The sequence below is a fragment of the Xylophilus sp. GW821-FHT01B05 genome (assembly GCA_038961845.1).
GTDB lineage: Bacteria > Pseudomonadota > Gammaproteobacteria > Burkholderiales > Burkholderiaceae_C > Xylophilus.
The window spans coordinates 1,425,350-1,447,346 of record CP152408.1 but is presented as its reverse complement, the minus strand read 5'-3'; the positions used below and the strand labels follow the sequence as shown (position 1 = coordinate 1,447,346).

Below are 21,997 nucleotides of genomic sequence, written 5' to 3'. Positions count from 1 at the left end.
CCCGAAGACCATCAATAGGTGCCCGGATACGCCCCACCGTCGGCCAGCACGTTCTGCCCGGTCATGTAGCCAGCCTGCATGCTGCACAGAAACGCGCAGATGGCACCGAACTCGGCCGGCGTGCCAAAACGCTTGGCTGGGATGTTCTTCTTGCGGGCTTCCCACACTGTATCGAAATCCTGGCCCGACTTCTGGGCCGCGCCAGCCATCGTGCCCTTGAGGCGATCGGTGTCAAAGGCACCGGGCAGCAGGTTGTTGATGGTCACGCCCTGCGCCGCAATGGCCGTGCGCGCCACGCCGGCCACGAAGCCGGTCAGGCCGCTGCGCGCGCCGTTCGACAGGCCCAGGATGTCGATGGGCGACTTCACCGAGCTCGACGTGATGTTCACGATGCGGCCGAAGCCGCGCTTGGCCATGCCGTCGACCGTGGCCTTGATCAGCTCGATGGGCGTGAGCATGTTGGCATCGACCGCCTTGATCCACGCCTCGCGGTCCCAGTTGCGAAAGTCGCCGGGCGGCGGGCCGCCGGCGTTGGTGACGACGATGTCGAAGTCGTGGCCCAGCGCGAACACGGCGGCGCGGCCGGCTTCGGTGGTGATGTCGGCGGCCACGTGCTTGACGAACGCGCCTGCCGTGGCGGCTTGCGTCAGCGTCTTCGCGGCCGCGTCCAGCACCTCGGCGCCACGCGCCACGATCACCACATTCACGCCTTCGCGCACCAGCGCCTCGGCGCAGCCGTAGCCCAACCCCTTGCTCGCGCCACACACCAGCGCGGTCTTGCCTGCAATACCCAGATCCATGTTGCTTGCTCCTATCGTGCAGGGGCTTATCGCCCCTTGCGTGTAAAAACGAAGATGCCCGCAATGACGAGCACCGTGCCGGCGGCGATCCACGGCGTGAACGGCTCGCCCAATATGACCACCCCCATGAGGATGGTGGACAGGGGCCCGATCATGCCGGTTTGCGCCGCCACCGCGGGGCCGATGCGCTCGATGGCCATCATCACCATGAGGACGGGCACCGCCGTGCACAGCGTGGCATTGAGCACCGACAGCCAGATGACTTCAGGCGCCACCTCGAAAGCCACGCTCATCGGCCGCATCAGCACGAACTGCAATATGCACAGCACGCAGGCCACGGTGGTCGCCAGCCCCACGAGCCGCAACGAGCCCAGGCGCTTGACGAACTCGCCGCTGTAGACGAGGTAGCCCGCATAGCTCACCGCGCTCAGAAACACCAGGAACGCGCCCCAGGCCGCCGCGCCGCCACCCTTGCCGCCACCGCCGGTCCAGAGTTCGTGGCCGAACACCAGCAGCACGCCGGCATAGCTCACGACCATGCCCAGCACCTGCGGCCGCGTCGGATGACGCCGGTACAGCAGCCAGCCAAAGAACAACACCAGCGTGGGGTTGAGGTACAGGATCAGCCGCTCGAAGCTGGCCGAGATGTAGGCGAGCCCGGCAAAGTCCAGAAAGCTCGCAAGGTAGTAGCCCGAAAACCCGAGCCCGGCCACGCCAAGCCAGTCGCGCGACGTGAGCTTTGGCTTGCCGCGCCCCGCCCACCACGCCATCACCGCAAAAAGCGGCAGCGCGAACAGCATGCGCAGCATGATGAGCGTCACCGCATCCACGCCATGGCGGTAGGCGAGCTTGATGATGATGGCCTTGCCGCTGAAGGCGATAGCGCCCAGCGAGGCGAGGATCAAACCGGACGCAATGCTCTTTTTTGCGTCCTCCTGCGGGAGTGTGCCGACCGACGCGGCTGCTTTGTTCATCCCCCGATCATCGCGTGAAGCTCAATACCCCGCAGCCAAGCCATCGCGGCGCGGATCGCTGGCGGCCACGTAGCCTTCCACCGATGGCTCGCCCGCGCGCCAGATGAACTGGCCAGCACCGAAGTCCTGGTACGAGTCGTTGATCACTTCCAGGTGATGGCCCAGGTCGCGCAGGCCCTGCACCGTGACCGGGTTCATCGCCGCCTCGACGTTGATCTCGAGCCCCGCGTTGAAGCGCCAGCGCGGCGCGTCGCAGGCGGCCTGCGGGTTCTGCTTGTAGTCGAGCATGCGCACCAGCGTCTGCATGTGGCCCTGGGGCTGCATGTTGCCGCCCATCACACCGAAGCTCATCACCGGCTGGCCGTCCTTGGTGAGGAAGGCCGGGATGATGGTGTGGAATGGGCGCTTGCCCGGCGCCACCACGTTCGGGCTCTCGGCCTTCAGGCTGAAGCCGTGGCCGCGGTTCTGCAGGCTGATGCCGAATTCAGGCTCCACGCAGCCCGAGCCGAAGCCCATGTAGTTGCTCTGGATGAAGCTCACCATCATGCCGCTCTCATCGGCCGCCGTGAGGTAGATGGTGCCGCCCTTCACCGGGTTGCCGGCCTTGAAGTCTTGCGCCTTCTTCACATCGATGAGGCGCGCGCGCGAGGCCAGGTAGGCGTCGTCGAGCATCTGCTCGGTCGTAACCTCCATGGTGCCGCGTTCCGACACGTAGCGGTACACGTCGGCAAAGGCCAGCTTCATCGCCTCGATCTGCAGATGCTGCGATTGCACCGAGTCGACCGGCAGCGAGGCGATGTCGAACTTTTCGAGAATGCCGAGCGCGATCAGCGCGGCAATGCCTTGGCCGTTGGGCGGAATCTCGTGCAGCGTGTGGCCGCGGTAGTCGCGCGATATCGGCTTGACCCACTCGGGCTGGTAGGCCGCGAGGTCGGCCACCGTGAGCGCACCGCCCTGCTCGGCCGAGAACTTCGCCAGCGCCTCGGCGATCTCGCCGTTGTAGTAGGCCTCGCCGCGGGTAGCCGCAATGGCCTTGAGCGCACGCGCCGCGGCCGTGAAGCGGAACAGCTCGCCCACCTCGGGCGCACGGCCCCATGGCAGGAAGGTCTGCGCGAAGCCCGGCTGCGACTGCAGCACTGGCGTAGCCGCAGCCCACTTGCCCTGCACCACCGGCGGCACGAGGTAGCCGCGCTCGGCGAGGTCGATGGCTGGCGCCAGCAGGTCGGCGAAGGGCAGCTTGCCGAAGCGCTCGCTCATGGCCACCCAGCCGCGCACAGCGCCCGGCACCGTGACCGAGTCGATGCCGCGCATCGGCGGATTGGCCGCGTCGGCGCCGTACTTGGCCTTGAAGTATTCGGGCGTCCAGGCCTTGGGCGCCGGGCCCGAGGCGTTGAGGCCGTGCAGTTCCTTGCCGTCCCACAGGATGCAAAAGGCATCGCTGCCCAGGCCGTTGCTCACCGGCTCGACCAGCGTCATGACGGCGGCAGTGGCAATGGCCGCATCGACCGCGTTGCCGCCCTGCTGCAAGATGCGCAGGCCGGCCTGCGAGGCCAGCGGGTGCGAGGTCGACACCACGTTGCGCGCGAAGATCGGGATGCGGGTCGAGAGGTAGGGGTTGGCGTAGTCAAACTTCATACAGTGCCTTCAAAGATAGCTTGAACAATTCAGGAACACCGCGGAACCGGCTTTGCCGGGCCGCTGGTGTTGCCCCCGGTAGGGGGTTGGCGAAGCGACACGAAGTGCGCGCAGCCTGGGGGCGAGCCCATTACTCATTGGTGATCTTGCGTTCGACCACGATCTTCTTCCACTTGGCGGCGTCGGCGGCGACCATCTTCGCGAACTGGTCGGGCGTGCCCGGAGTCGCGGTCTCGATGCCCAGGCGGGCGAGCTTCTCTTTCACTTCAGGATCGGCGAGTGCCTCGTTGGCCGCCTTGTTGATCTTCGCGACGATGTCCGCCGGCAGGTTCTTCGGGCCATAGAAGCCGAACCATGTGTTCGATTCGTAGCCCGGCAGCGTGTCGGCAATGGGCGGCAGCTCGGGCGCCAGCGGGCTGCGCTTGAGCGAGGTCACGCCCAGCGCGCGCAAGCGGCCATCGCGCACATGCGGCATGCCGGTGGGCAGCGAGTCGAACAGCACGTCGATCTTGCCGCTGATCAGGTCGGGAATGGCCAGCGCCGTGCCCTTGTAGGGAATGTGCGTGACGAACACGCCGGCCTGCGCCTTGAACAGCTCGGCCGTCAGCTGCACGATGGTGCCGTTGCCGCTCGACGCGTAGTTGAGCTTGCCGGGGTTCTTCTGTGCGTAGGCGATCCATTCGCGCACGGTCTTGGCGGGCGAATCGACCGGCACCAGCATGATGCTGGCCGCGTCGCCTACATGCGCGATGGGTGTGAAGTCGCGCACCGTGTCGTAGGGCAGCTTGCTGATGGCCGGGCCGATGGAGTGCGTACTGGTGGTGGCCAGCAGGATGGTGTAGCCATCTGGCGCGGCCTTGGCGGCCTGGTCGGAGCCGATGGCGCCGCCGGCGCCGGGCTTGTTGTCGACCACCAGCGTGGTGCCCAGCTTCTCACCCATCTTCTGGCCCAGCGTGCGGGCAAAAAGGTCGGTGGCGCCGGCCGCCGGGAACGGCACGATCAACCGGATCGGCTTGTTCGGGTAGCCCTGGGCCAGACTGGCGGACGACGCTGCCAGGCACAGCGCCGCGGCGACCCCTTGAAGGAACTGGATTCTTTTCATGGTGCTGGATTCTGGACCGGTGGAAAAACCTTGCATGCTATTCAGCGCCCGCGCATCAAGCCAGATAATTCTGCTTATTCAACTATTAGCGCTGCTTATGACAAAGAACGCCACCGAAGAGGTCTCGCTGCAGCAGCTTCGCGCGCTGGCGGCGGTGGCCGAAACGGGCAGCTTCACGCTGGCGGCAGAGAGCCTGCAGCTGACACAGCCGGCCATCAGCCACCTGATCAAGCGCATGGAGGAAGAGCTTGGTCAGCCGTTGGTGGTGCGCGGCCGCCGCATCCAACTGACGGGCGCGGGCCAGGTGATGGTGGAGACGGCCGTGCGCGCGTTGCGGCTGATCGATGAATCCGTCGGCGCCTGCCGTTCTCAATCGCAGTTGCGCGAAGGTCGCGTCGTGCTGGCGGTAGGCCACCTCACGGCAGGCGCCCTGCTGCCGCCGTTGCTCGGCCGCTTCTCGCAGCAGCACCCGACGCTGGCGACCACGCTGCTCGACAGTACGGCTGAGCAGATGATTGCGCGCATCCTCTCGCAGGAGGCAGACCTGGGCTTTGGCTCGGACATCGGGCAGCAGCATTCGGAACTCGCGACCGAACCGCTGTTCACGGAACGCATGGCGCTTTTCCTGCGTGACGACCATCCGCTGGCGCAGCGCGTGGTGGTCGATGCCAAGCACCTCGATTCACTGCCCTTCATCCACGTCAACCCGGACGCCAATATCTGGCGCGCCGTCAGCCGCCAACTCTCGAGCGTGGCCAATGTGTATCCGCGCGTGGTGCACCACGTGTCGATGCTGTCGACCGCCTTCGGTTTGATTCAGTCTGGTGCGGGTGTCGCCCTGCTCCCGCGCTATGTGGAGGTGCTGATGCCCGGCAACCTGCGGGCCGTGGCCGTGGCACGGCCAACGCTGGAGTACCCGGTTGTCGCCATCCGGCTGGCCAAGCATCCGCTCACCCCGGCCGCCATGGCTTTCCTGGCAATGGCCAGGCAGCACATGAAGCCGCCGCGCGTGAACAAGCCCTGAAAAGAAAAACGGCGCCCAAAGAAGGCGCCGTCTTTCATGAAACACTGCGGAACCGGCTCTCTGCCGGACCGCGGAGGGATATCTCTACTCTTCGACAAAGGCCTCTTCGCGCTTGGCCTTGACCGAGGGCAGCAGCACCACGATCAGCAGCAGCAAGGCGGCAGCCAGCAGGCCGGCGGAGATCGGACGCGTGACGAACACACTCCAGTCGCCGCGCGACAGCAGCAGCGCGCGGCGCAGGTTCTCTTCCATCATCGGGCCCAGGATGAAGCCCAGCAGCAAGGGTGCGGGTTCGCAGCCGAGCTTGTGGAAGATGTAGCCGATGACGCCGAAGGCACCCACCATCCACACGTCGAAGGTGTTGTTGTTGGTGGTGTAAACACCCACCGCACAGAACAGCACGATCGAGGGGAACAGGAACTTGTAGGGCACGGACAGCAGCTTGATCCACAGGCCGATCAGCGGCAGGTTCAGGATCACCAGCATGGCGTTGCCGATCCACATCGAGGCGATCAGGCCCCAGAACAGTTCCGGGTTGCTGGTCATCACCTGCGGGCCGGGCTGGATGTTGTGGATGGTCATGGCACCCACCATCAGCGCCATCACTGCGTTGGGCGGAATGCCCAGCGTCAGCAGCGGGATGAAGGAGGTTTGCGAACCGGCATTGTTGGCGGACTCGGGAGAGGCCACGCCACGGATGTTGCCTTGGCCGAACGGAACTTCGCCGGGCTTGAGCTTGGTCTTCTTCTCGATGGTGTAGGCCGCGAAGGCCGCCAGCAGCGCACCGCCGCCGGGCAGGATGCCCAGGGCCGAACCGATCGCCGTACCGCGCAGCACTGCGGGCACCATGCGCTTGAAGTCTTCCTTGGTCGGCATCAGGCCATGCACCTTGGCGGTGAACACCTCGCGCTCGCTCTCGGGCTGGGCCAGGTTGGCAATGATTTCGCCGTAACCGAACACACCCATGGCGATGGCCACAAAGCCGATACCGTCGGTCAGTTCAGGAATGTCGAAGCTGTAGCGCGCCACGCCGGAATTGACGTCGGTGCCGACCAGACCCAGCAGCAGGCCCAGCACGATCATCGCAACCGCCTTGAGCAGCGAGCCGGATGCCAGCACCACGGCACCGATCAGACCCAGCGTCATCAGCGAGAAGTATTCAGCAGGGCCGAACTTGAAGGCCAGTTCCGTCAGCGGCGGCGCGAAGGCAGCCAGAATGATGGTGCCGACACAGCCCGCGAAGAACGAACCCAGGCCCGCTGCGGCTAGCGCCGGTCCGGCTCTGCCCTTTCTGGCCATCTGGTAACCGTCAATCACGGTCACCACCGAGGACGATTCACCCGGCAGGTTCACCAGGATGGCGGTGGTGGAGCCGCCGTACTGCGCGCCGTAATAGATACCGGCCAGCATGATCAGGGCCGACACCGGCGGCAGCGCGTAGGTGGCCGGCAGCAGCATGGCGATGGTCGCCACCGGGCCGATGCCGGGCAGCACGCCGATCAGCGTGCCCAGCACGCAACCGATGAAAGCGTAGAGCAGGTTGATCGGCGTGAAAGCCACGCCGAAACCCATGGAGAGATGGGAAAAGAGTTCCATGTTCGTGTCTTTCTCAGCCCGTGATGAAGGTGGGCCAGACGGCCATTTGCAGCTTGAGTGCCCAGATGAAGGCCACGTAGCTGCCAATGGCCAGCACGGTGGCCAGGATCAGCGTGGGAAGCAGCTTGAAATTCTCACCGGCCAGGCTGGCGATGAGGGTCAGGGCGTAGATACCGACGATCAGGCCCATGGGCGGCAGGCCGATGCTGGGCAGACCACCCAGCAGTACGCCGAAAGCCAGGTTGGCCAGGATGATGAAGGACAACGGCTTCCAGGCCCACTTGCCGATCTTGTCGCCGCCCTCGGTCTCCACGATGGTGGCCTTGAGCGTCAACGCCCCACCAAGAAGGGCCATCACGATGCCCAACATCAGCGGGAAATAGCCGGGGCCCATGCGGGCACCCTCGCCAACGTTGTACGTGACCGCCCCCCAGGCGAAGGCTACGCCTACCGCCAGGAACATGAGGCCGGCAAAGAAGTCTTTCTGACTTTTTATCTTCACAGCTTTTCTCCAACACGAAAATATGAGACTGGCGGATTGTGTAGGCCAGTACTGACATGCTCGATGTGGATTCCACCTACGACCGGCCTAGGGGAAACCCCCTGCAACAGGCAACGGCAGGCAATGCCGGGAAGGACGGGCGACGCAAAGGCGCGCCGGCTATTCGAGCGGCGGCGTGGTGCTGAGCACTTCGTCGAGCGTGGTCAGGCCTTCGGCCACACGCAATGCGCCGGCCAGCCGCAGCGGCCGCATGCCGTCGGCCACGCCCTGCCGCCTTAGCGCGGCAATGCTGGGCGCGCGGTTCACCAGGTCCTTGAAGACCTCGCTCACCGTCAGCAGCTCGTACAGGCCCATGCGGCCGCGAAAGCCGGTCATGCGGCAGTCCACGCAGCCCACCGGCTTGTACGGCTGATAGGGGCCATTGAGTTTCCAGGGCTTGACCACATCGGCCATGAGCGCAGCACTGGCCTCGGGATCGGGTTGGCGACAGCTGCGGCACAGTGTGCGCACCAGGCGCTGCGCCAGCACACCCAGCAAGGTGGCATTGACCAAATAGCCCGGCACGCCCAACTCCATCAGGCGCGTCACCGCCGAAGGTGCGTCGTTGGTGTGCAGGGTGGAGAACACCAGGTGGCCGGTGAGCGCAGCCTGCACCGCCATCTCCGCTGTGGCCAGGTCGCGGATTTCGCCGACCATGATGATGTCCGGGTCCTGGCGCATGAGCGCGCGCAGGCCTTCGGTGAAGCCAAAGTCCAGCGCCGGCTGCACCTGGGTCTGGTTGAAGGAGGGCTCGATCATTTCGATCGGGTCTTCCACCGTACTGACGTTGACCTCATCCGTCGCCACGCGCTTGAGCGTGGAATAAAGCGTGGTGGTCTTGCCGGAGCCGGTGGGGCCGGTCACCAGGATGATGCCGTGCGGGCGCCGCACCAGTTGCTCCCAGCGGCCAGAGTCGTGCGCGCCGAAGCCCAGCGCATCCAGGTCCTTGACGGCAGTGTCCGGGTCGAAGATGCGCATCACCATCTTCTCGCCAAAGGCCGTGGGCAAGGTGGACAGGCGCATTTCGACTTCATCGCCGCGCGGATTGCGGGTCTTGATGCGGCCGTCCTGCGGGCGGCGCTTTTCCACCACGTCCATGCGGCCCAGCAGCTTGATGCGCGCGGTCATGGCGTTGAGCACGCCAATGGGCATCTGGTAGACCGAGTGCAACACGCCATCGATGCGAAAGCGGATCACGCCCTGCTCGCGCCGCGGCTCCAGATGGATGTCGCTGGCGCGCTGGTCAAAGGCGTACTGCCAGAGCCAGTCGACCACGCGCACCACACCCTGGTCGTTGGCGTCGAGCTGGCGGTTGCTCTTGCCCAGTTCCACCAACTGCTCGAAGCTCGCCGTACCGGCATTGCCGCCCGCCTTCTGCGCCGCCCGCACCGATTTGGCGAGCGCGAAGAATTCCGCCGTGAAGCGCTGCACGTCCAGCGGGTTGGCCACCACGCGTCGTACCGTACGGCGCGCCTGGCGCTCCACCTCGGCGATCCATTCGGTGACGAAGGGCTCGGCCGTGGCGACCACCACCTCGGTTGCCGTGACCTGCACCGGCAGCACGCGGTGCCGCTCGGCATAGGCCGCGCTCATGGTGTCGGCGACCTTGCCCACATCGACCCGCAGCGGGTCGATGCGCAGGTAAGAAAGGCCGGACTTGGCCGCCAGGTATTCAGTCAAGAGCTCGACATCAAGCGGCTTGCCATCCGCCTGGCGCAGCATGGCCACATTGGCCAACCGCACCAGCGGGTGCTGCACGCTTTCGGCCTGGGCGCAGCGCGCGATGGTGCGTTTGGCCTCTTCAGCGGCGATTACGCCGTCGTCGCGCAGCCATTCGACAATGCGGCGCCAGTCGATCGGACCCTGGTGATTGCTAACGACGAAGGCGGTGGGAACTGTAGTGCTCATATCAATTTTCCACGGCGCTCACGCACCACCGGCAGCGCATGAATCGGACAGAGGCACAAAAGGCTGCGGAGCAGGCCATGCCAGGACATCCGCGGAACCGGCTCCGCCGGGCCGCAGGATGTGTCCCCTGCAAGGGGGTTGGCGAAGACGCGAAGCGCGTAGCCTGGGGGTGTTTCATTTTTTCACGGGCTTGAAGACGCGCGGCCACTTGCCCGCGGGCAAGTCCCAGCGCGCCTGGATCGCCTCGCCGCGCGCCAGCAGCGTAGCGCGGTCGGCGGCCTGCGGCGTGCGCTGGGCCAGCACCACGGTATTGCCCTCGCGCGTGGGCCGGAAGGCCCAGACCGCATCCGGCCCAAATGCCTCCGTGATCTTGGCCAGGCTGGCCGCGTAGCTGGAGGAGCGGCCAAACAGGTTGACCGTCATGCAGCCGTCATCGGTCAGCAGTGCCCGGCAGTCGCGGTAGAAGTCCGCGCTATCGAGCACGGGGGCCGCCGCGTCGTCGTCATACAGATCCACCTGCAGCGCATCGACCGTGCCCTGCCATTGCGGGCGCCGGATCTCTTCGGCCGCGTCGGCCACGATCACCTGCAGGCGCGCATCGTCCGGCGGCAGCTTGAACCAGCCACGGCAGGCATGGACCACCTGGGGATTGAGCTCGATCGCGGTGGTGCGCATGCGCAGCGTCTTGCGGCAGAACTTGGTGAGCGCGGCCGCGCCCAGGCCGAGCTGCATGGCGTGGCGCTTGGCTACCGACGAGGGCGTGACAAACAGCAGCCAGGCCATCATGCGCTGCACGTACTCCAGCTCCAACTCATAGGGCGCGTCCATGCGCATGGAGCCCTGGATCCAGATGCTGCCCAAGTGCAGGTGCCGCACATCGCCGTCATCGGAAAAGTTGACTTCAGGAAATACGGTGGCGCTTTTTTTGCGAGGCATGCGGGGTTCGGTCAGAGGCGGTCAAAGAAGATGGTGGCGGCGGAACACCACCTCCCAGGCTTCGCGCTTGCGCTCGAAGCTCCAGGAGGCGTTGGCCGGGCTGGTGGAGGGGAGTTTGTACACCTGAATGCGGGCAGCATCAGCCCCCAGCGCCGCAACCACCGCTGGCGCATGCCGAAAGCTCTCACCGCCGTTGTGCGCCACCGCCTCCAGTTGGGGGCAGCGCCCGGCCAGTGCGGCGAAGTCATTGACCTCGGCGTTGCGGATAGCCGTGTCCAGACTGCCCTCCCGCTCGCAGGCGGCATACACATCCCATACCGCCAGGCCATGCTCGCGCAGCGCCTGGGTGCGCGCTGGGTAGTCGAGTGCCACCAGGTCGGCTCCCCACAGGGCAGACAAGATCTTCCAGAAATGGTTTTGCGGATGGCCGTAATACTGCTGCTGCGCCAGCGAGCGCACGCCGGGGAAGCTGCCCAGCACGAGCAGCCGCGCCCGCTCCGAGACAATAGGCGCCAGGCCCGTCAGCCTCATATCGATTGTCCAGAGCGCTGCGAGCAAAACAAGAAAGGAACAAAAGGCCGCGGAGCAGGCCATGCGCAAACATCCGCGAAACTGGCTTTGCCAGGCCGCTGGATGTGCCCCCTTGAGGGGGTGGGCGAAGACGCGAAGCGCGTAGCCTGGGGGTGCTTCATTTCATCAGCGCGCGCAGCCGCGGCATCGCCTCTAGTGCGTTACGGGTGGTGGCCTCGGCCAGGGCCTCGACTGGCATGCCTCGCAGGGCGGCGAGCTCGGCACCTATGCGCGGCAATTCTTCTGGCGCATTGCGTGCTTGCGGCTGGCCGTCACCACGCTGCTCGGCCGTGCGGTAGAGCCAGTGCGGCGGGATGTCGGGGGCGTCGGTCTCCAGCACCAGAGCGTCCAGCGGCACTGCGGCGGCCACGCGCCGCACCTGCAGGGCGCGCTCGAAGGTCAGGGTGCCGCCCATGCCCAGCTTGAAGCCCAGCGCGATAAAGGCCTCAGCCTGCTGCAGGCTACCGTTGAACGCATGGGCAATGCCGCGCCAACGATGACGGCCCGCGCCGCTGCCGGCGGCCTCGCGCAGGTGGCGCAGCACCTGGTCGACCGAGCGGCGCACGTGCAGCAACACCGGCAGATCCCATTGGCGCGCCAGACGCAGTTGCGCCCGGAAGAAATGCTGTTGCCGGGCGTCGTCCAGGCCAGGCACAAAGTAGTCGAGGCCAATCTCCCCGACCGCGACCAGGCGCGGGTCGCTGGCGTGCTCGGCCAGTGCGGCCGCCAGCTGCGCCAGTTCGGCGTCTTCAGCGCGGCCGGTCCAGAGCGGATGGATGCCCAGCGCATAAGAGTCACCGTGCTTATGTGCCCAGCTACGCACGACCTCGAAGTTGGCGGCATTGACCGCGGGCACCACGCAATTTGTGACGCCCAGCGCCGCGGCGCGTGCGCGCATCGGCTCGCTGTCGTGGGCAAATTCAGGGGCGTCGAGGTGGCAGTGGGTATCGATCCAGACCGGCATGCCTGGATCATGCCGCATGACAATCACAAGAACTTGTATCCCGCACTGCGCGCCGGCCTGAATCGTGCTACGGTTGCGCTTCATCCTCTCCAGTTGCCGCGTGGCCCCTGCCGGGCGCGCCAGAAACGAGGTACCCCGGATGCGCAGGCCCGCCCTCTACAGCAGCTCCCGCCGTTCGCCCGACTCTCCCGCTGGGCCAGTACCGGAGGATGCTCGCGCTGCGGCGGCACCCGAGCCCGCGCCGGCGGCTCCCCCTCCCTCCAATGCGGCCGCCACCGCGCTCTCTCCTTCCCGACTACGCCACGGCCTACGGTTGGTGCGACGCGGCGTGACGCCAGTGTTGTTGCTCTGCGCGCTGAGCCTGGGCGGCTTCGCCCTGCTGCGGCCGCAGCCGCACCGGCTGACCCAGGACGACGTGGACGCCGCCGTCAAACACACATTGGAGCGGGTGGTGCTGCCATCGGCCGCCGCCCGCGCTGCGGCCAAAGTCGGCCCGGCCGTGGTCCGGGTCGTCGCCTACGGCAAGGAAGACCGCAAAAAGAACGGCAAGTACAAGGAAAAAGAGCCCGGCGAGATCGAGCGCGGCATAGGCACTGGGGTGGTGATCGTCGACAAGGGCGTGATCCTTACCAATCTGCATGTGGTGTCGGGCGCCGACCACATCCGCGTCACCTTCTTCGATGGCCTCGAGGCCACTGCATCGATCACCGGAGTGCAACCCGACCAGGACCTGGCCGTGTTGCAGGCGCACCAGATTCCGGACGACCTTGAAGCCGCCACGCTGCGCTCCACGGATGACCTGCGGCCGGGCGATGGCGTGGTTGCCATCGGCTACCCGTTCGGCATCGGCCCGTCGGTATCGGCTGGCGTCGTGTCTGGCCTGAAGCGTGGCTTTGTCTCGCCCGAAGGCAAGACCCAGTTGCGCAACCTGATCCAGTTCGATGCGGCGGCCAACCCCGGCAATTCCGGTGGCCCGCTGGTGACCATGGATGGTGAGGTGGTGGGCATCGTCACCGCCATCCTGAACCCGACGCAGAACCGTACCTTTCTTGGCATCGGCTTTGCCGTGCCGATAGAGAACGCCGCGGCCGCAGCCGGCATGCCGCCGTTCTGAGCCCTGCCATCCATCTCTTACCAGGAGCCCCATGAACGCCCCTCTCCGCGAATCCCCCAGCGCCTCGCTCATGGAGCAGGTGCTGTTCGAGGTCAAGCGCATCGTCGTCGGCCAGGACCGCTTCCTGGAACGGGTGATGGTGGCCATGCTGGCGCAGGGCCACCTGCTGGTCGAAGGCGTGCCGGGCCTGGCCAAGACGCTCACCATCAAGACCTTGGCGGGCGCGGTGCAGGGCAGCTTCAAGCGCATCCAGTTCACACCGGATCTGGTGCCGGCCGATCTGGTCGGCACCCGGCTCTACAACCAGAAGACGGGCGACTTCAGCACCGCGCTGGGCCCGGTCTTTGCCAATCTGCTGCTGGCCGACGAAATCAACCGCGCCCCGGCCAAGGTGCAGAGCGCGCTGCTGGAGGTGATGCAAGAGCGCCAGGTCACCATCGCCGGCGAGACACACCGCGTGCCCTCGCCCTTCCTGGTGATGGCCACGCAGAACCCGGTGGAAACCGAAGGCACCTATCCGCTGCCCGAGGCGCAGGTGGACCGTTTCATGATGAAGGTGCTGGTCGACTACCCGAGCGACGAGGACGAATTCGTCATCGTGCAGCGCGCCATGCACCCGCCGGCGCCGGTGGTGCCGGTGGCCACTACGGCGCAGTTGGCCGAGCTGCAGGCGCAGTGCCACCGCGTCTATATAGATCCGTCGCTGCTGCAATACGCGGTGCGACTGGTGGCGGCCACGCGCCGACCGGATGAGATCGGCCTGAAGAACTTCGGCCACCTATTAGCCTATGGCGCCAGTCCGCGTGCCACCATCAGCCTGGCCGAAGGCGCACGCGCGCTGGCCATGCTGCGTGGCCGCGACTACGCCCTGCCTGCCGACATGGCCGATCTGGTGCCCGACGTGCTGCGCCACCGCATGGCACTGTCTTATGAAGCGCTGGCCGAAGGCATCACCGCCGACGCATTGATTGCCCGCCTGATGGCGCATGTGCCGGCACCCACCAAGCCGCTGCACAACGAGTATGAAAAGCGTGCCGCCTGAAACTCCCGCAGCGCCGCACGCGCGCAATGTCGAGGCCTTGCTGCGCCGGCTCGAATGGACGGCACTGCGCCGGCTCGACGGCCTGCTGCAGGGCAACTACCGCACGCTCAAGCGCGGTGCCGGGCTGGACCTGGCCGATCTGCGCGAGTACCAGCCGCACGACGACGTGCGCCACATCGACTGGAACGTCACCGCCCGCACCCAGGTGCCGCATGTGCGCGTCTTCACCGAAGACCGCGAGATGGCCACCTGGTTCGTGGTGGACCAAAGCGCCTCGGTGGACTTTGGCTCGAGCGCACGCCGCAAGCGCACGGTGCAGGCCGAATTCGTCGGCACCATTGCGCGCCTGCTAACCCGCCATGGCAACCGAGTGGGCGCACTGCTGGGCGGCAGTGGCGCCGAGCGCTGGATTCCCGCGCGCGGCGGACGCGCCCATGTGCTGCATCTGCTGCAGTGCTGCCTACAAGCCGCGCCCGCCTCCGGCCCGGTGGCTCCGACCAGCCTGGGCCCCTGGCTGGAGACGTTGGGCCGCGCGTTGCGCCAGCGCGGCACGGTGTTTGTCGTATCCGACTTCATCAGTGCGCCCGGCTGGGAAAAGCCCCTGGGCCGCCTGGCCGAGCGGCACGACGTGGTCGCCGTGCGCCTGTTCGATCCGCTGGAGCTGGCGTTGCCCGACATTGGCCTGGTCGCCATGCGCGACGCCGAAACCGGCGAGCAATTGCTGGTCGACACGCATGACCGGCTGTTTCGCCAGCGCTTTGCGCGCATCGCCGCCGCCCGCGAGGAAGCTCTGCGCGCCAGCCTGGCCACGGCCGGCGTGGACGCGCTGGAGCTGTCCACCGAAGACGACTTGGTGGCCGCCGTCATACGCTTCTCTGAACTGCGGCGCCGCCGCTCGCGCCAGCGGGGCGCACCCGCCACACGCGCCGCCTGAGCCTTTTCCACACCTGCCATGCCCACACCCGAGCTGAACGCCCCCCACTGGCTGGACCGCTGGTATGCCTTCTGGTCGGCGGTACCGGTGCCGGACTTTCTCTGGCCGCAGATGCTGTGGCTGCTGCTGGCGCTGCCGCTGCTGGTGCTGCTCTATGTCTGGATGCAGGGCCGGCGGCGCAAGCTGGCGGTGCGCTATGCCAGCCTGTCGCTGGTGCGCGAGGCCATGGGCAAGGGCCCGGGCTGGCGCCGCCACCTGCCGCCGCTGCTGTTGCTGCTGGCGCTGGCCGCCATGCTGCTGGCCGCTGCACGGCCAGTGGCGGTGATCGCCCTGCCCTCGCAGCAGCAGACCATCATCCTGGCCATCGACGTCTCTGCCAGCATGCGCGCCACCGACGTGAAGCCGAACCGGCTGATCGCCGCGCAGGACTCAGCCAAGCTCTTCATTACCCAGTTGCCACGCCATGTGCGCGTAGGCGTGGTGGCCTTTGCCGGCAGCGCGCAGGTAGCGCAGTTGCCAACCCAGTCGCGTGACGACCTGGTGACCGCCATCGACAGCTTTCAACTGCAACGCGGCACCGCCACCGGCAATGGCCTGATGCTGTCGCTGGCCACACTCTTCCCCAACACCGGCATCGACATTGCGTCGCTGGGCATGGGCCCGCGCGGCGGCCCGCGGCTGTCGCCGCTGGACACCATAGACGCCGATCTGCAAAAAAAGCCGCCGCCTCCGGTCGCCCCCGGCTCCTTTACCTCTGCCGCCATCGTGATGCTGACCGACGGCCAGCGCACCACCGGCGTCGACCCGCTGGATGCCGCCCAGATCGCCGCCGACCGCGGCGTGCGGGTCTATACCGTGGGCGTGGGCACGCGCGAGGGCGAAACCATAGGTTTCGAGGGCTGGTCGATGCGGGTGCGGCTGGACGAGGACACGCTCAAGGCGGTGGCCACCAAGACCAATGCGGAATACTTTTTTGCCGGCAGCGCGCCGGATCTGAAGAAGGTCTACGACACGCTCAGCTCACGTCTGGCGGTGGAGAAGCGCGAGACCGAGGTGTCGGCGCTGTTCGCGCTGGTGGGTGCCGCGTTGGCGCTGCTGGCGGCGACCCTCTCGATGTGGTGGTTCCATCGGGTAGCTTGAAGCCCCCTCCCTAGCCCTCAGCGAAACGTCCCGACACCAGCCGCAGCCGCCGGTCGCAGCGCGCGGCCAGGCTGTCGTCATGGGTCACCACGACAAAGGCCGTGCCCTGCTCGCGCGCCAGGCCCATCATCAACTCGAATACGCCGTCGGCCGTGTTGCGGTCAAGGTTGCCGGTGGGCTCGTCGGCCAGAACGCAGGCTGGCTTGGTAACCAGCGCCCGCGCGATGGCGACGCGCTGGCGCTCGCCGCCCGACAGCTCGGCCGGGCGGTGAAGCACCCGCTCTGCCAGGCCCACGGCTGCCAGCACGCGGTCGGCTGCCGCGTTATAGGACTGCGGCAGGTCGCGCCGGATGCGCAGCGGCATGGCGACGTTGTCGCGCGCGCTGAACTCGGGCAGCAGGTGGTGGAACTGGTAGACAAAACCCAGGTGCTGGTTGCGCAGCCGCCCCTGGGCCGCAGCGTCGAGCTGGGCCAGCGGCTGGCCCTGCAGGGTGACCGAGCCGGCGCTGGGCGCGTCCAGCCCACCCAGCAAATGCAGCAGCGTGCTCTTGCCCGAGCCAGAGGCACCGACGATGGCCAGCGTCTCGCCCGCGCGCACCTCAAGATCCACACCGTGCAGCACGGTGAGGTCGATGCGCCCTTCACGAAAGCGCTTGGTCAGGCCTTCGGCCTTCAGTACGACAGCTTGCATCTCAGTTGCTCCACCACACCATCACATGACCCGCGATGCATGAAACCGACACGGCCCAACCCAAGGGCGCCGTGGAACCGGCTTTGCCGGGCCGCTGGTATTGCCCCCGAACCGGGGCAGTGCGGAGCCTGGGGGCGAACCTATTCATAGCGCAGTGCCTCCGCCGGGTTGACGCGGCTGGCGCGCCAGCTGGGGTAGAGCGTGGCGATAAAGGCCAGCACCAATGAGATGGCGGCGATCGGCACGATGTCGCCGCGCTGCGGGTCGCTGGGCATGCGGCTGATCAGGTAGACATCCTTGGGCAGGAAACTGGCGTGAAAGAGCTGTTCAAGAAAGGGCACGATGACATCGATGTTGAAGGCAATCAGCAGGCCCAGCACCAGGCCGCCGAGCGTGCCGATCACGCCCACCATGGCGCCCTGCACCACGAAGATGCCCATGATGCTGCGCGGGCTGGCGCCCAGGGTGCGCAGGATGGCGATGTCGGCGCGCTTGTCGGTCACGGTCATGACCAGCGTGGACACCAGGTTGAAAGCCGCCACGGCGACGATCAGGGTCAGGATGATGAACATCATGCGTTTCTCCAGCTCCACGGCCGAGAACCAGGTCTTGTTCTGCTGCGTCCAATCGCGGATCAGCAGGTCGCCCGAGAGCGAGCCGGCCAGTTGCGCCGCCACCTGGCGCGCCTGCTGCAAGTCCTTGATCCTCAGGCGGATGCCGGTCGGCCCCTCCAGGCGAAACAGCCGCGCCGCATCGTCCTGGTGGAGCATGGCCAGGCTGGAGTCGTACTCGTAGTGGCCGGAGTCAAAAGTGCCCACCACGGTCATGCGCTTGAGCCGCGGCACCACGCCCGCAGGCGTCACATCGCCATTGGGCGCCACCAGCGTGATCGGGTCGCCAACGCCCACGCCCAGCGCACGCGCCAGCTCCACCCCCAGCACGATGCCGAACTGCCCCGGCACCAGTTTTTGCAGCACGGCGGCGTGGTCACCGGAACCCAGGTCGGCCACATCGCCCTCGTGTGCCGGGTCAATGCCGCGCACCATCACGCCACGCATGTCGTCGCCGCGTGCCAGCAGCGCCTGGGCAGAGATGAAGGTGGCCGCCCCGACCACCGCCGGGTTGCGCCGCGCCTCGGCCATGGTCTTGACCGGATCGGGCAGCGCCGCGCCACCGGGCGCAAAGATTTCGATGTGCGACACCACCGACAGCATGCGGTCGCGCACGTCCTTCTGGAAGCCGTTCATCACCGACAACACGATGATCAGCGCCGCCACCCCCAGCGCAATGCCCAGCATGGACACGCCCGAGATGAAAGAGATGAACCCATTGCGCCGCGTGGCGCGCCCGGCGCGGGTGTAGCGCAGGCCCAGGGCCAGTTCGTAGGGGAGTTGCATGGTGTGAAAAAAGCCTTGTTCTTCTAGGACGCATCGCGCAGCAACAGCGTCTGCGCAAAGCGCAGGAAGTCATCCAGGTGGTGTTCGATCACGGCCAGCGTGATCGGCAATTGCAGCTTCTGGTAGTCGTGCACCGCCACGTTGCGAAAGCCCACCATGCGCTGCAGCGATTGCGCCAGGCCGGCATCGATCGCACCCGCCTGCGCCAGCAGGGCAAACACATCGCGCGCACTTTGCGGCAGGCCCAACTGGTCGCGCCGCACCAGGTGCTGCCCCATGTCCAGCGCCGCCTCGCAGGCGCGCTGGATGTTCAGGATGGCGGCGTCCTGGCGCGTTAAGTCGACCGAGAAGCCGGCGGGATCGTTCGCATACTCATCGCGGGCCCGTGCCACGCAACGCTCTATGGTCGCCGCCTTGTTCAGCAGCACGTCATCGGCCATGGATGCGTCCTTCGCGGGCAATGTCGGCCAGCAGGCCGGCGCGGGCTTCGTCCAGCGCGGTTTTCTCGCTGAGCACAAAGGCCTCGAACAGGCCGGCGCGCACATCTACGGCCCACCAGCGCTCGCCGGTCATCAGTACCTGGTATTGCATGACGGTAGAGGCGGCGCGCAGGTCCAACAGGTCGACCTCGCAGCCGGCGATGCCAGCCAGGTCAGAGGCCAGTTCCCACAGCCGTACCGGGTCGGCATAGCCGGCCACCAGCACCGCCAGGTCCAGATCGCTTTCCGGGCCGGCCGTACCAGTCATCTGGCTGCCAAAGGCATAGATGCCCAGCAGGCCGGGCACGCGCTGCTGCAGCAACGCGACGAGCGCGTCACGCGGCAGGGCGGGCCGGGAAGAAGTCAGGGATGGCATGAGCGCCTGATTGTGATCGAATCGCCATGCCCTTCTGCATCCACCCGTAGCAGGGCAAGGGCGGCCAAGGACATAGGCGCGACAATCGCGCCCATGCACCTTCTGATCCCGTTCGCAGCCACCGATGCCGAGGGCTGCGCAGCGCAGCGGCGCGGCCTGCGCCTGCCACAGCTGGAGCGCCTGCTGGCCCGGCTGACGCCCGCCGGCACCGATGCCGGCGATGAATTCACCCTGTCACCGCCGCACGAACGCGTGCTGGCCACGCTGCTGGGCATTGCCGGCCGCGGCGATGGCCAATTGCCCTGGGCCGCGCATGCGCTGGCGCTGGCCGGCACCGACCCGGGCACTGCCGCCTGGGCCCATGTCACGCCCTGCCACTGGCGCATCGCGCCCGACCACATCGCCATGACCGCCCCGGCCGGCCTGCAGTTGGCAGAAGAAGAATCGCGCGCGCTGCTGGCCGTGGTCGCGCCCTACTTCGCCGAGGACGGCATTGCGCTCGACTACGTGTCGCCGCTGGTCTGGCGCGCACACGGCGAGCCCCTGCGCGGGCTGGCCACCGCCTCGCTGGACCGGGTCATGGGCCGCAGCCTGGACCTGTGGATGCCCGACGCCCCGGCCGCACGCCCGCTGCGCCGGCTGCAGAGCGAGTTCCAGATGCTGCTCTACACGCATCCGCTGACCGACGCCCGCACCGAGCGCGGGCTGCCGCCGGTCAACGCCTTCTGGCTCAGCGGCAGCGGCGACTGGCCTGCCGGCGCCCGCACCACGGTGCCCGGCCTGCTGATGCCGCAGGCGCTGCGCCAAGCCGCGCTGCAAGACGACTGGGCCGGCTGGGCCGCGGCCTGGCAGCGCCTGGACGGCGCCGAGGTGGCGCAAGCCCTGGCCGCCGCCGAAGCCGGCCAGCCCGTCACCCTGACCCTGTGCGGCGAGCGCAATGCGCAGAGCTGGCGCAGCGCCCCGCAAAGCAGCTGGGACCGCCTGAAACAACAGTTTTCAAGCCTTTTAGGCCGCAAGCCCTTGCTGTACGCCGACTTGTCGCTATGAAAATAATAGCTAGAGATGTTCCCCCGCGCGCCGTCTGGGCACTGGAGCAGGCCGGCCTGCACCCGCTGCTGGCGCGGCTCTATGCCGCGCGCGGCGTGCAGCGCCAGGACGAGCTGGACGACGGCCTGGCGCGCCTGCTGCCGCCCGCCGGCCTGCTGGGCGCCGAGGCCGCCGCCGTGCTGCTGGCCGACGTGATTGCGCAAGACCAGCGCATCTGCATCGTCGCCGACTACGACTGCGACGGCGCCACCGCCTGCGCCGTGGGCGTGCGCGGCCTGCGCATGCTGGGCGCGCGCCAGGTCGACTATCTGGTGCCCGACCGCGTGGTCGACGGCTACGGCCTGACCGCCGCCATCTCCGAGCGCGTGCACGCACGCGGCTGCGACCTGCTGCTGACGGTGGACAACGGCATTGCCAGCGTCGAAGGCGTGGCGCGTGCCCGCGCGCTGGGCATGCGCGTGCTGGTCACCGACCACCACTTGCCCGGCCCGGTGCTGCCGGAGGCCGACGTGCTGGTCAACCCGAACCAGCCCGACTGCACGTTCGAGAGCAAATCCATTGCCGGCTGCGGCGTCATGTTCTATGTGCTGCTGGCCTTGCGCGCAGAGCTGCGCAAGCGCGGCGTGTTCGACGTGGCCAACCAACCCAAGCTCGACACCCTGCTGCCGCTGGTCGCGTTGGGCACCGTGGCCGACGTGGTGCGGCTAGATGCCAACAACCGCCGCCTGGTGGCGCAAGGCCTGAAGCGCATCCGCGCCGGCGCCATGCCGCCAGGCGTGGCGGCGCTGTTCACGGTTGCCGTGCGCAAGGCACCCGTAGCCACCACTTTCGACTTCGGCTTTGCACTGGGCCCGCGCATCAACGCCGCCGGCCGCCTGGCCGACATGACGCTGGGCATTGAATGCCTGCTCACCGACGACGCCGCGCGCGCCACCGAACTGGCCACAACGCTGGACAGCATCAACCGCGAGCGTCGCGAGATCGAAGGCGGCATGCGCGATCAAGCGCTGCTGGCGGCCGAGGCGCTGTTCGACGCCGATGCCGACGGTGACGAATCGCTGCCGCCCGCCTTCTGCGTGTTCGACGCCGACTTCCACGAAGGCGTGGTCGGCATCGTCGCCTCGCGCCTGAAAGACCGGCTGCACCGGCCGGTGTTTGTCTTTGCCGCCAGCGCCGCGCCGGGCAAAGAGCACGAGATCAAAGGCTCAGGCCGCTCCATCCCCGGCTTTCACCTGCGCGATGCGTTGGACCTGGTGGCCAAGCGCCACCCCGGCGTGCTGCTGAAGTTTGGCGGCCACGCCATGGCCGCCGGCTGCACGCTGGCGCGCGAGCATTTCGAGGTGTTCCGCGACGCGCTGGCCCAGGTCGCCGACGAATGGCTGGACGCCGCCACCCTCACCCGCCGCATCGAAACCGACGGCCCGCTGGCGCCCGAATACTGCCGCGCCGAACTGGTCGACACCCTGCACCGCGAGGTCTGGGGCCAGGGCTTTGCCGCGCCCACCTTCAGCGAGGAAGTGCGCGTGGTCAGCCAGCGCCTGGTCGGCGAAAAGCACCTGCAACTCAAGCTGATGCACCAGGGCCAGCCGGTGGACGGCATCTGGTTTGGCCACACCGACACGCTGCCGGCGCAAGTGAAGCTGGCCTTCCGGCTCGACGTCAATGAATGGCGCGGCGAGCGGAAGGTGCAGTTTCTGGTGGAAGGCGCGGAGATCTGAGGCCCACAA

General features: G+C 67.2%; 21 protein-coding genes. 7 read left to right on the top strand and 14 right to left on the bottom strand.

What is annotated here, in order from left to right:
* Window positions 1-11: 11 nt before the first annotated feature.
* The 4 genes from AAFF27_06835 to AAFF27_06820 form a co-directional block, all read right to left on the bottom strand.
* Window positions 12-800: an SDR family oxidoreductase gene (locus AAFF27_06835; protein ID XAH24903.1), complete on the bottom strand. Its 789-nt coding sequence runs from the start codon at window positions 798-800 to the stop codon at window positions 12-14.
* A gap of 26 nt (window positions 801-826) precedes the next feature.
* Window positions 827-1,774: a DMT family transporter gene (locus tag AAFF27_06830; protein ID XAH24902.1), complete on the bottom strand. Its 948-nt coding sequence runs from the start codon at window positions 1,772-1,774 to the stop codon at window positions 827-829.
* 21 nt (window positions 1,775-1,795) lie between these two features.
* Complete coding sequence (locus AAFF27_06825) at window positions 1,796-3,409, bottom strand: gamma-glutamyltransferase family protein (protein XAH24901.1); 1,614 nt, start codon at window positions 3,407-3,409, stop codon at window positions 1,796-1,798.
* A gap of 130 nt (window positions 3,410-3,539) precedes the next feature.
* On the bottom strand, window positions 3,540-4,511 hold the full coding sequence (locus tag AAFF27_06820; protein XAH24900.1) for a tripartite tricarboxylate transporter substrate binding protein: 972 nt from the start codon (window positions 4,509-4,511) through the stop codon (window positions 3,540-3,542).
* Between the two features lie 97 nt (window positions 4,512-4,608).
* On the opposite strand from AAFF27_06820, the gene AAFF27_06815 reads away from it, so the two are divergent.
* Entirely contained in the window at window positions 4,609-5,535 is a 927-nt protein-coding gene (locus AAFF27_06815) for a LysR family transcriptional regulator (protein ID XAH24899.1), read from the top strand.
* An 84-nt stretch (window positions 5,536-5,619) separates the two neighbouring features.
* Here the strand turns inward: AAFF27_06815 and AAFF27_06810 are convergent, their stop codons facing one another.
* The 6 genes from AAFF27_06810 to AAFF27_06785 all read right to left on the bottom strand — a co-directional run bounded on the left by AAFF27_06810 (window position 5,620) and on the right by AAFF27_06785 (window position 12,050).
* Entirely contained in the window at window positions 5,620-7,131 is a 1,512-nt protein-coding gene (locus AAFF27_06810) for a tripartite tricarboxylate transporter permease (protein ID XAH24898.1), read from the bottom strand.
* Between the two features lie 13 nt (window positions 7,132-7,144).
* Complete coding sequence (locus tag AAFF27_06805) at window positions 7,145-7,633, bottom strand: tripartite tricarboxylate transporter TctB family protein (protein XAH24897.1); 489 nt, start codon at window positions 7,631-7,633, stop codon at window positions 7,145-7,147.
* A 159-nt stretch (window positions 7,634-7,792) separates the two neighbouring features.
* On the bottom strand, window positions 7,793-9,580 hold the full coding sequence (locus AAFF27_06800) for an ATPase, T2SS/T4P/T4SS family (protein XAH24896.1): 1,788 nt from the start codon (window positions 9,578-9,580) through the stop codon (window positions 7,793-7,795).
* A 174-nt stretch (window positions 9,581-9,754) separates the two neighbouring features.
* The gene (locus AAFF27_06795) at window positions 9,755-10,516 is read right to left on the bottom strand and encodes a spermidine synthase (GenBank protein XAH24895.1); all 762 of its coding nucleotides are present in this window, start codon (window positions 10,514-10,516) and stop codon (window positions 9,755-9,757) included.
* Between the two features lie 21 nt (window positions 10,517-10,537).
* Entirely contained in the window at window positions 10,538-11,047 is a 510-nt protein-coding gene (locus AAFF27_06790) for a DNA-deoxyinosine glycosylase (protein XAH24894.1), read from the bottom strand.
* A gap of 157 nt (window positions 11,048-11,204) precedes the next feature.
* Window positions 11,205-12,050, bottom strand: coding sequence for a TatD family hydrolase (locus AAFF27_06785; protein ID XAH26173.1), 846 nt, complete (start codon window positions 12,048-12,050; stop codon window positions 11,205-11,207).
* A 139-nt stretch (window positions 12,051-12,189) separates the two neighbouring features.
* Here AAFF27_06785 and AAFF27_06780 point away from each other — a divergent pair, with 139 nt between their 5' ends.
* Genes AAFF27_06780 through AAFF27_06765 form a run of 4 tightly spaced genes read left to right on the top strand, consistent with a single transcriptional unit; the run spans window position 12,190 to window position 16,280 of the window.
* Window positions 12,190-13,164, top strand: a complete 975-nt coding sequence (locus tag AAFF27_06780) for a trypsin-like peptidase domain-containing protein (GenBank protein XAH24893.1) — start codon at window positions 12,190-12,192, stop codon at window positions 13,162-13,164.
* Between the two features lie 31 nt (window positions 13,165-13,195).
* Complete coding sequence (locus AAFF27_06775; protein ID XAH24892.1) at window positions 13,196-14,206, top strand: MoxR family ATPase; 1,011 nt, start codon at window positions 13,196-13,198, stop codon at window positions 14,204-14,206.
* A complete protein-coding gene (locus AAFF27_06770; protein XAH24891.1) occupies window positions 14,187-15,140 on the top strand; it encodes a DUF58 domain-containing protein in 954 nt (317 codons plus the stop codon). Before AAFF27_06775 ends, AAFF27_06770 begins: the two co-directional genes overlap by 20 nt.
* A gap of 18 nt (window positions 15,141-15,158) precedes the next feature.
* Window positions 15,159-16,280, top strand: coding sequence for a VWA domain-containing protein (locus AAFF27_06765; protein XAH24890.1), 1,122 nt, complete (start codon window positions 15,159-15,161; stop codon window positions 16,278-16,280).
* 10 nt (window positions 16,281-16,290) lie between these two features.
* Here AAFF27_06765 and lolD read toward each other — a convergent pair whose 3' ends face one another.
* The 4 genes from lolD to AAFF27_06745 form a co-directional block, all read right to left on the bottom strand.
* Window positions 16,291-16,971 carry a lipoprotein-releasing ABC transporter ATP-binding protein LolD gene (gene lolD / locus AAFF27_06760; GenBank protein ID XAH24889.1) on the bottom strand — a complete coding sequence of 227 codons (681 nt, stop codon included), beginning with the start codon at window positions 16,969-16,971 and terminating at the stop codon, window positions 16,291-16,293.
* A gap of 140 nt (window positions 16,972-17,111) precedes the next feature.
* Window positions 17,112-18,368 carry a lipoprotein-releasing ABC transporter permease subunit gene (locus AAFF27_06755; protein ID XAH24888.1) on the bottom strand — a complete coding sequence of 419 codons (1,257 nt, stop codon included), beginning with the start codon at window positions 18,366-18,368 and terminating at the stop codon, window positions 17,112-17,114.
* 23 nt (window positions 18,369-18,391) lie between these two features.
* Window positions 18,392-18,808: a DUF86 domain-containing protein gene (locus AAFF27_06750; protein ID XAH24887.1), complete on the bottom strand. Its 417-nt coding sequence runs from the start codon at window positions 18,806-18,808 to the stop codon at window positions 18,392-18,394.
* Window positions 18,798-19,223, bottom strand: coding sequence for a nucleotidyltransferase domain-containing protein (locus AAFF27_06745; protein ID XAH24886.1), 426 nt, complete (start codon window positions 19,221-19,223; stop codon window positions 18,798-18,800). Before AAFF27_06745 ends, AAFF27_06750 begins: the two co-directional genes overlap by 11 nt.
* A 93-nt stretch (window positions 19,224-19,316) precedes the next feature.
* Here AAFF27_06745 and AAFF27_06740 point away from each other — a divergent pair, with 93 nt between their 5' ends.
* Window positions 19,317-20,270 carry a phosphoglycerate mutase gene (locus tag AAFF27_06740; protein ID XAH24885.1) on the top strand — a complete coding sequence of 318 codons (954 nt, stop codon included), beginning with the start codon at window positions 19,317-19,319 and terminating at the stop codon, window positions 20,268-20,270.
* Complete coding sequence (gene recJ / locus AAFF27_06735; protein XAH24884.1) at window positions 20,267-21,988, top strand: single-stranded-DNA-specific exonuclease RecJ; 1,722 nt, start codon at window positions 20,267-20,269, stop codon at window positions 21,986-21,988. The genes AAFF27_06740 and recJ overlap by 4 nt, the downstream gene beginning before the upstream one ends.
* Window positions 21,989-21,997 lie beyond the last annotated feature (9 nt).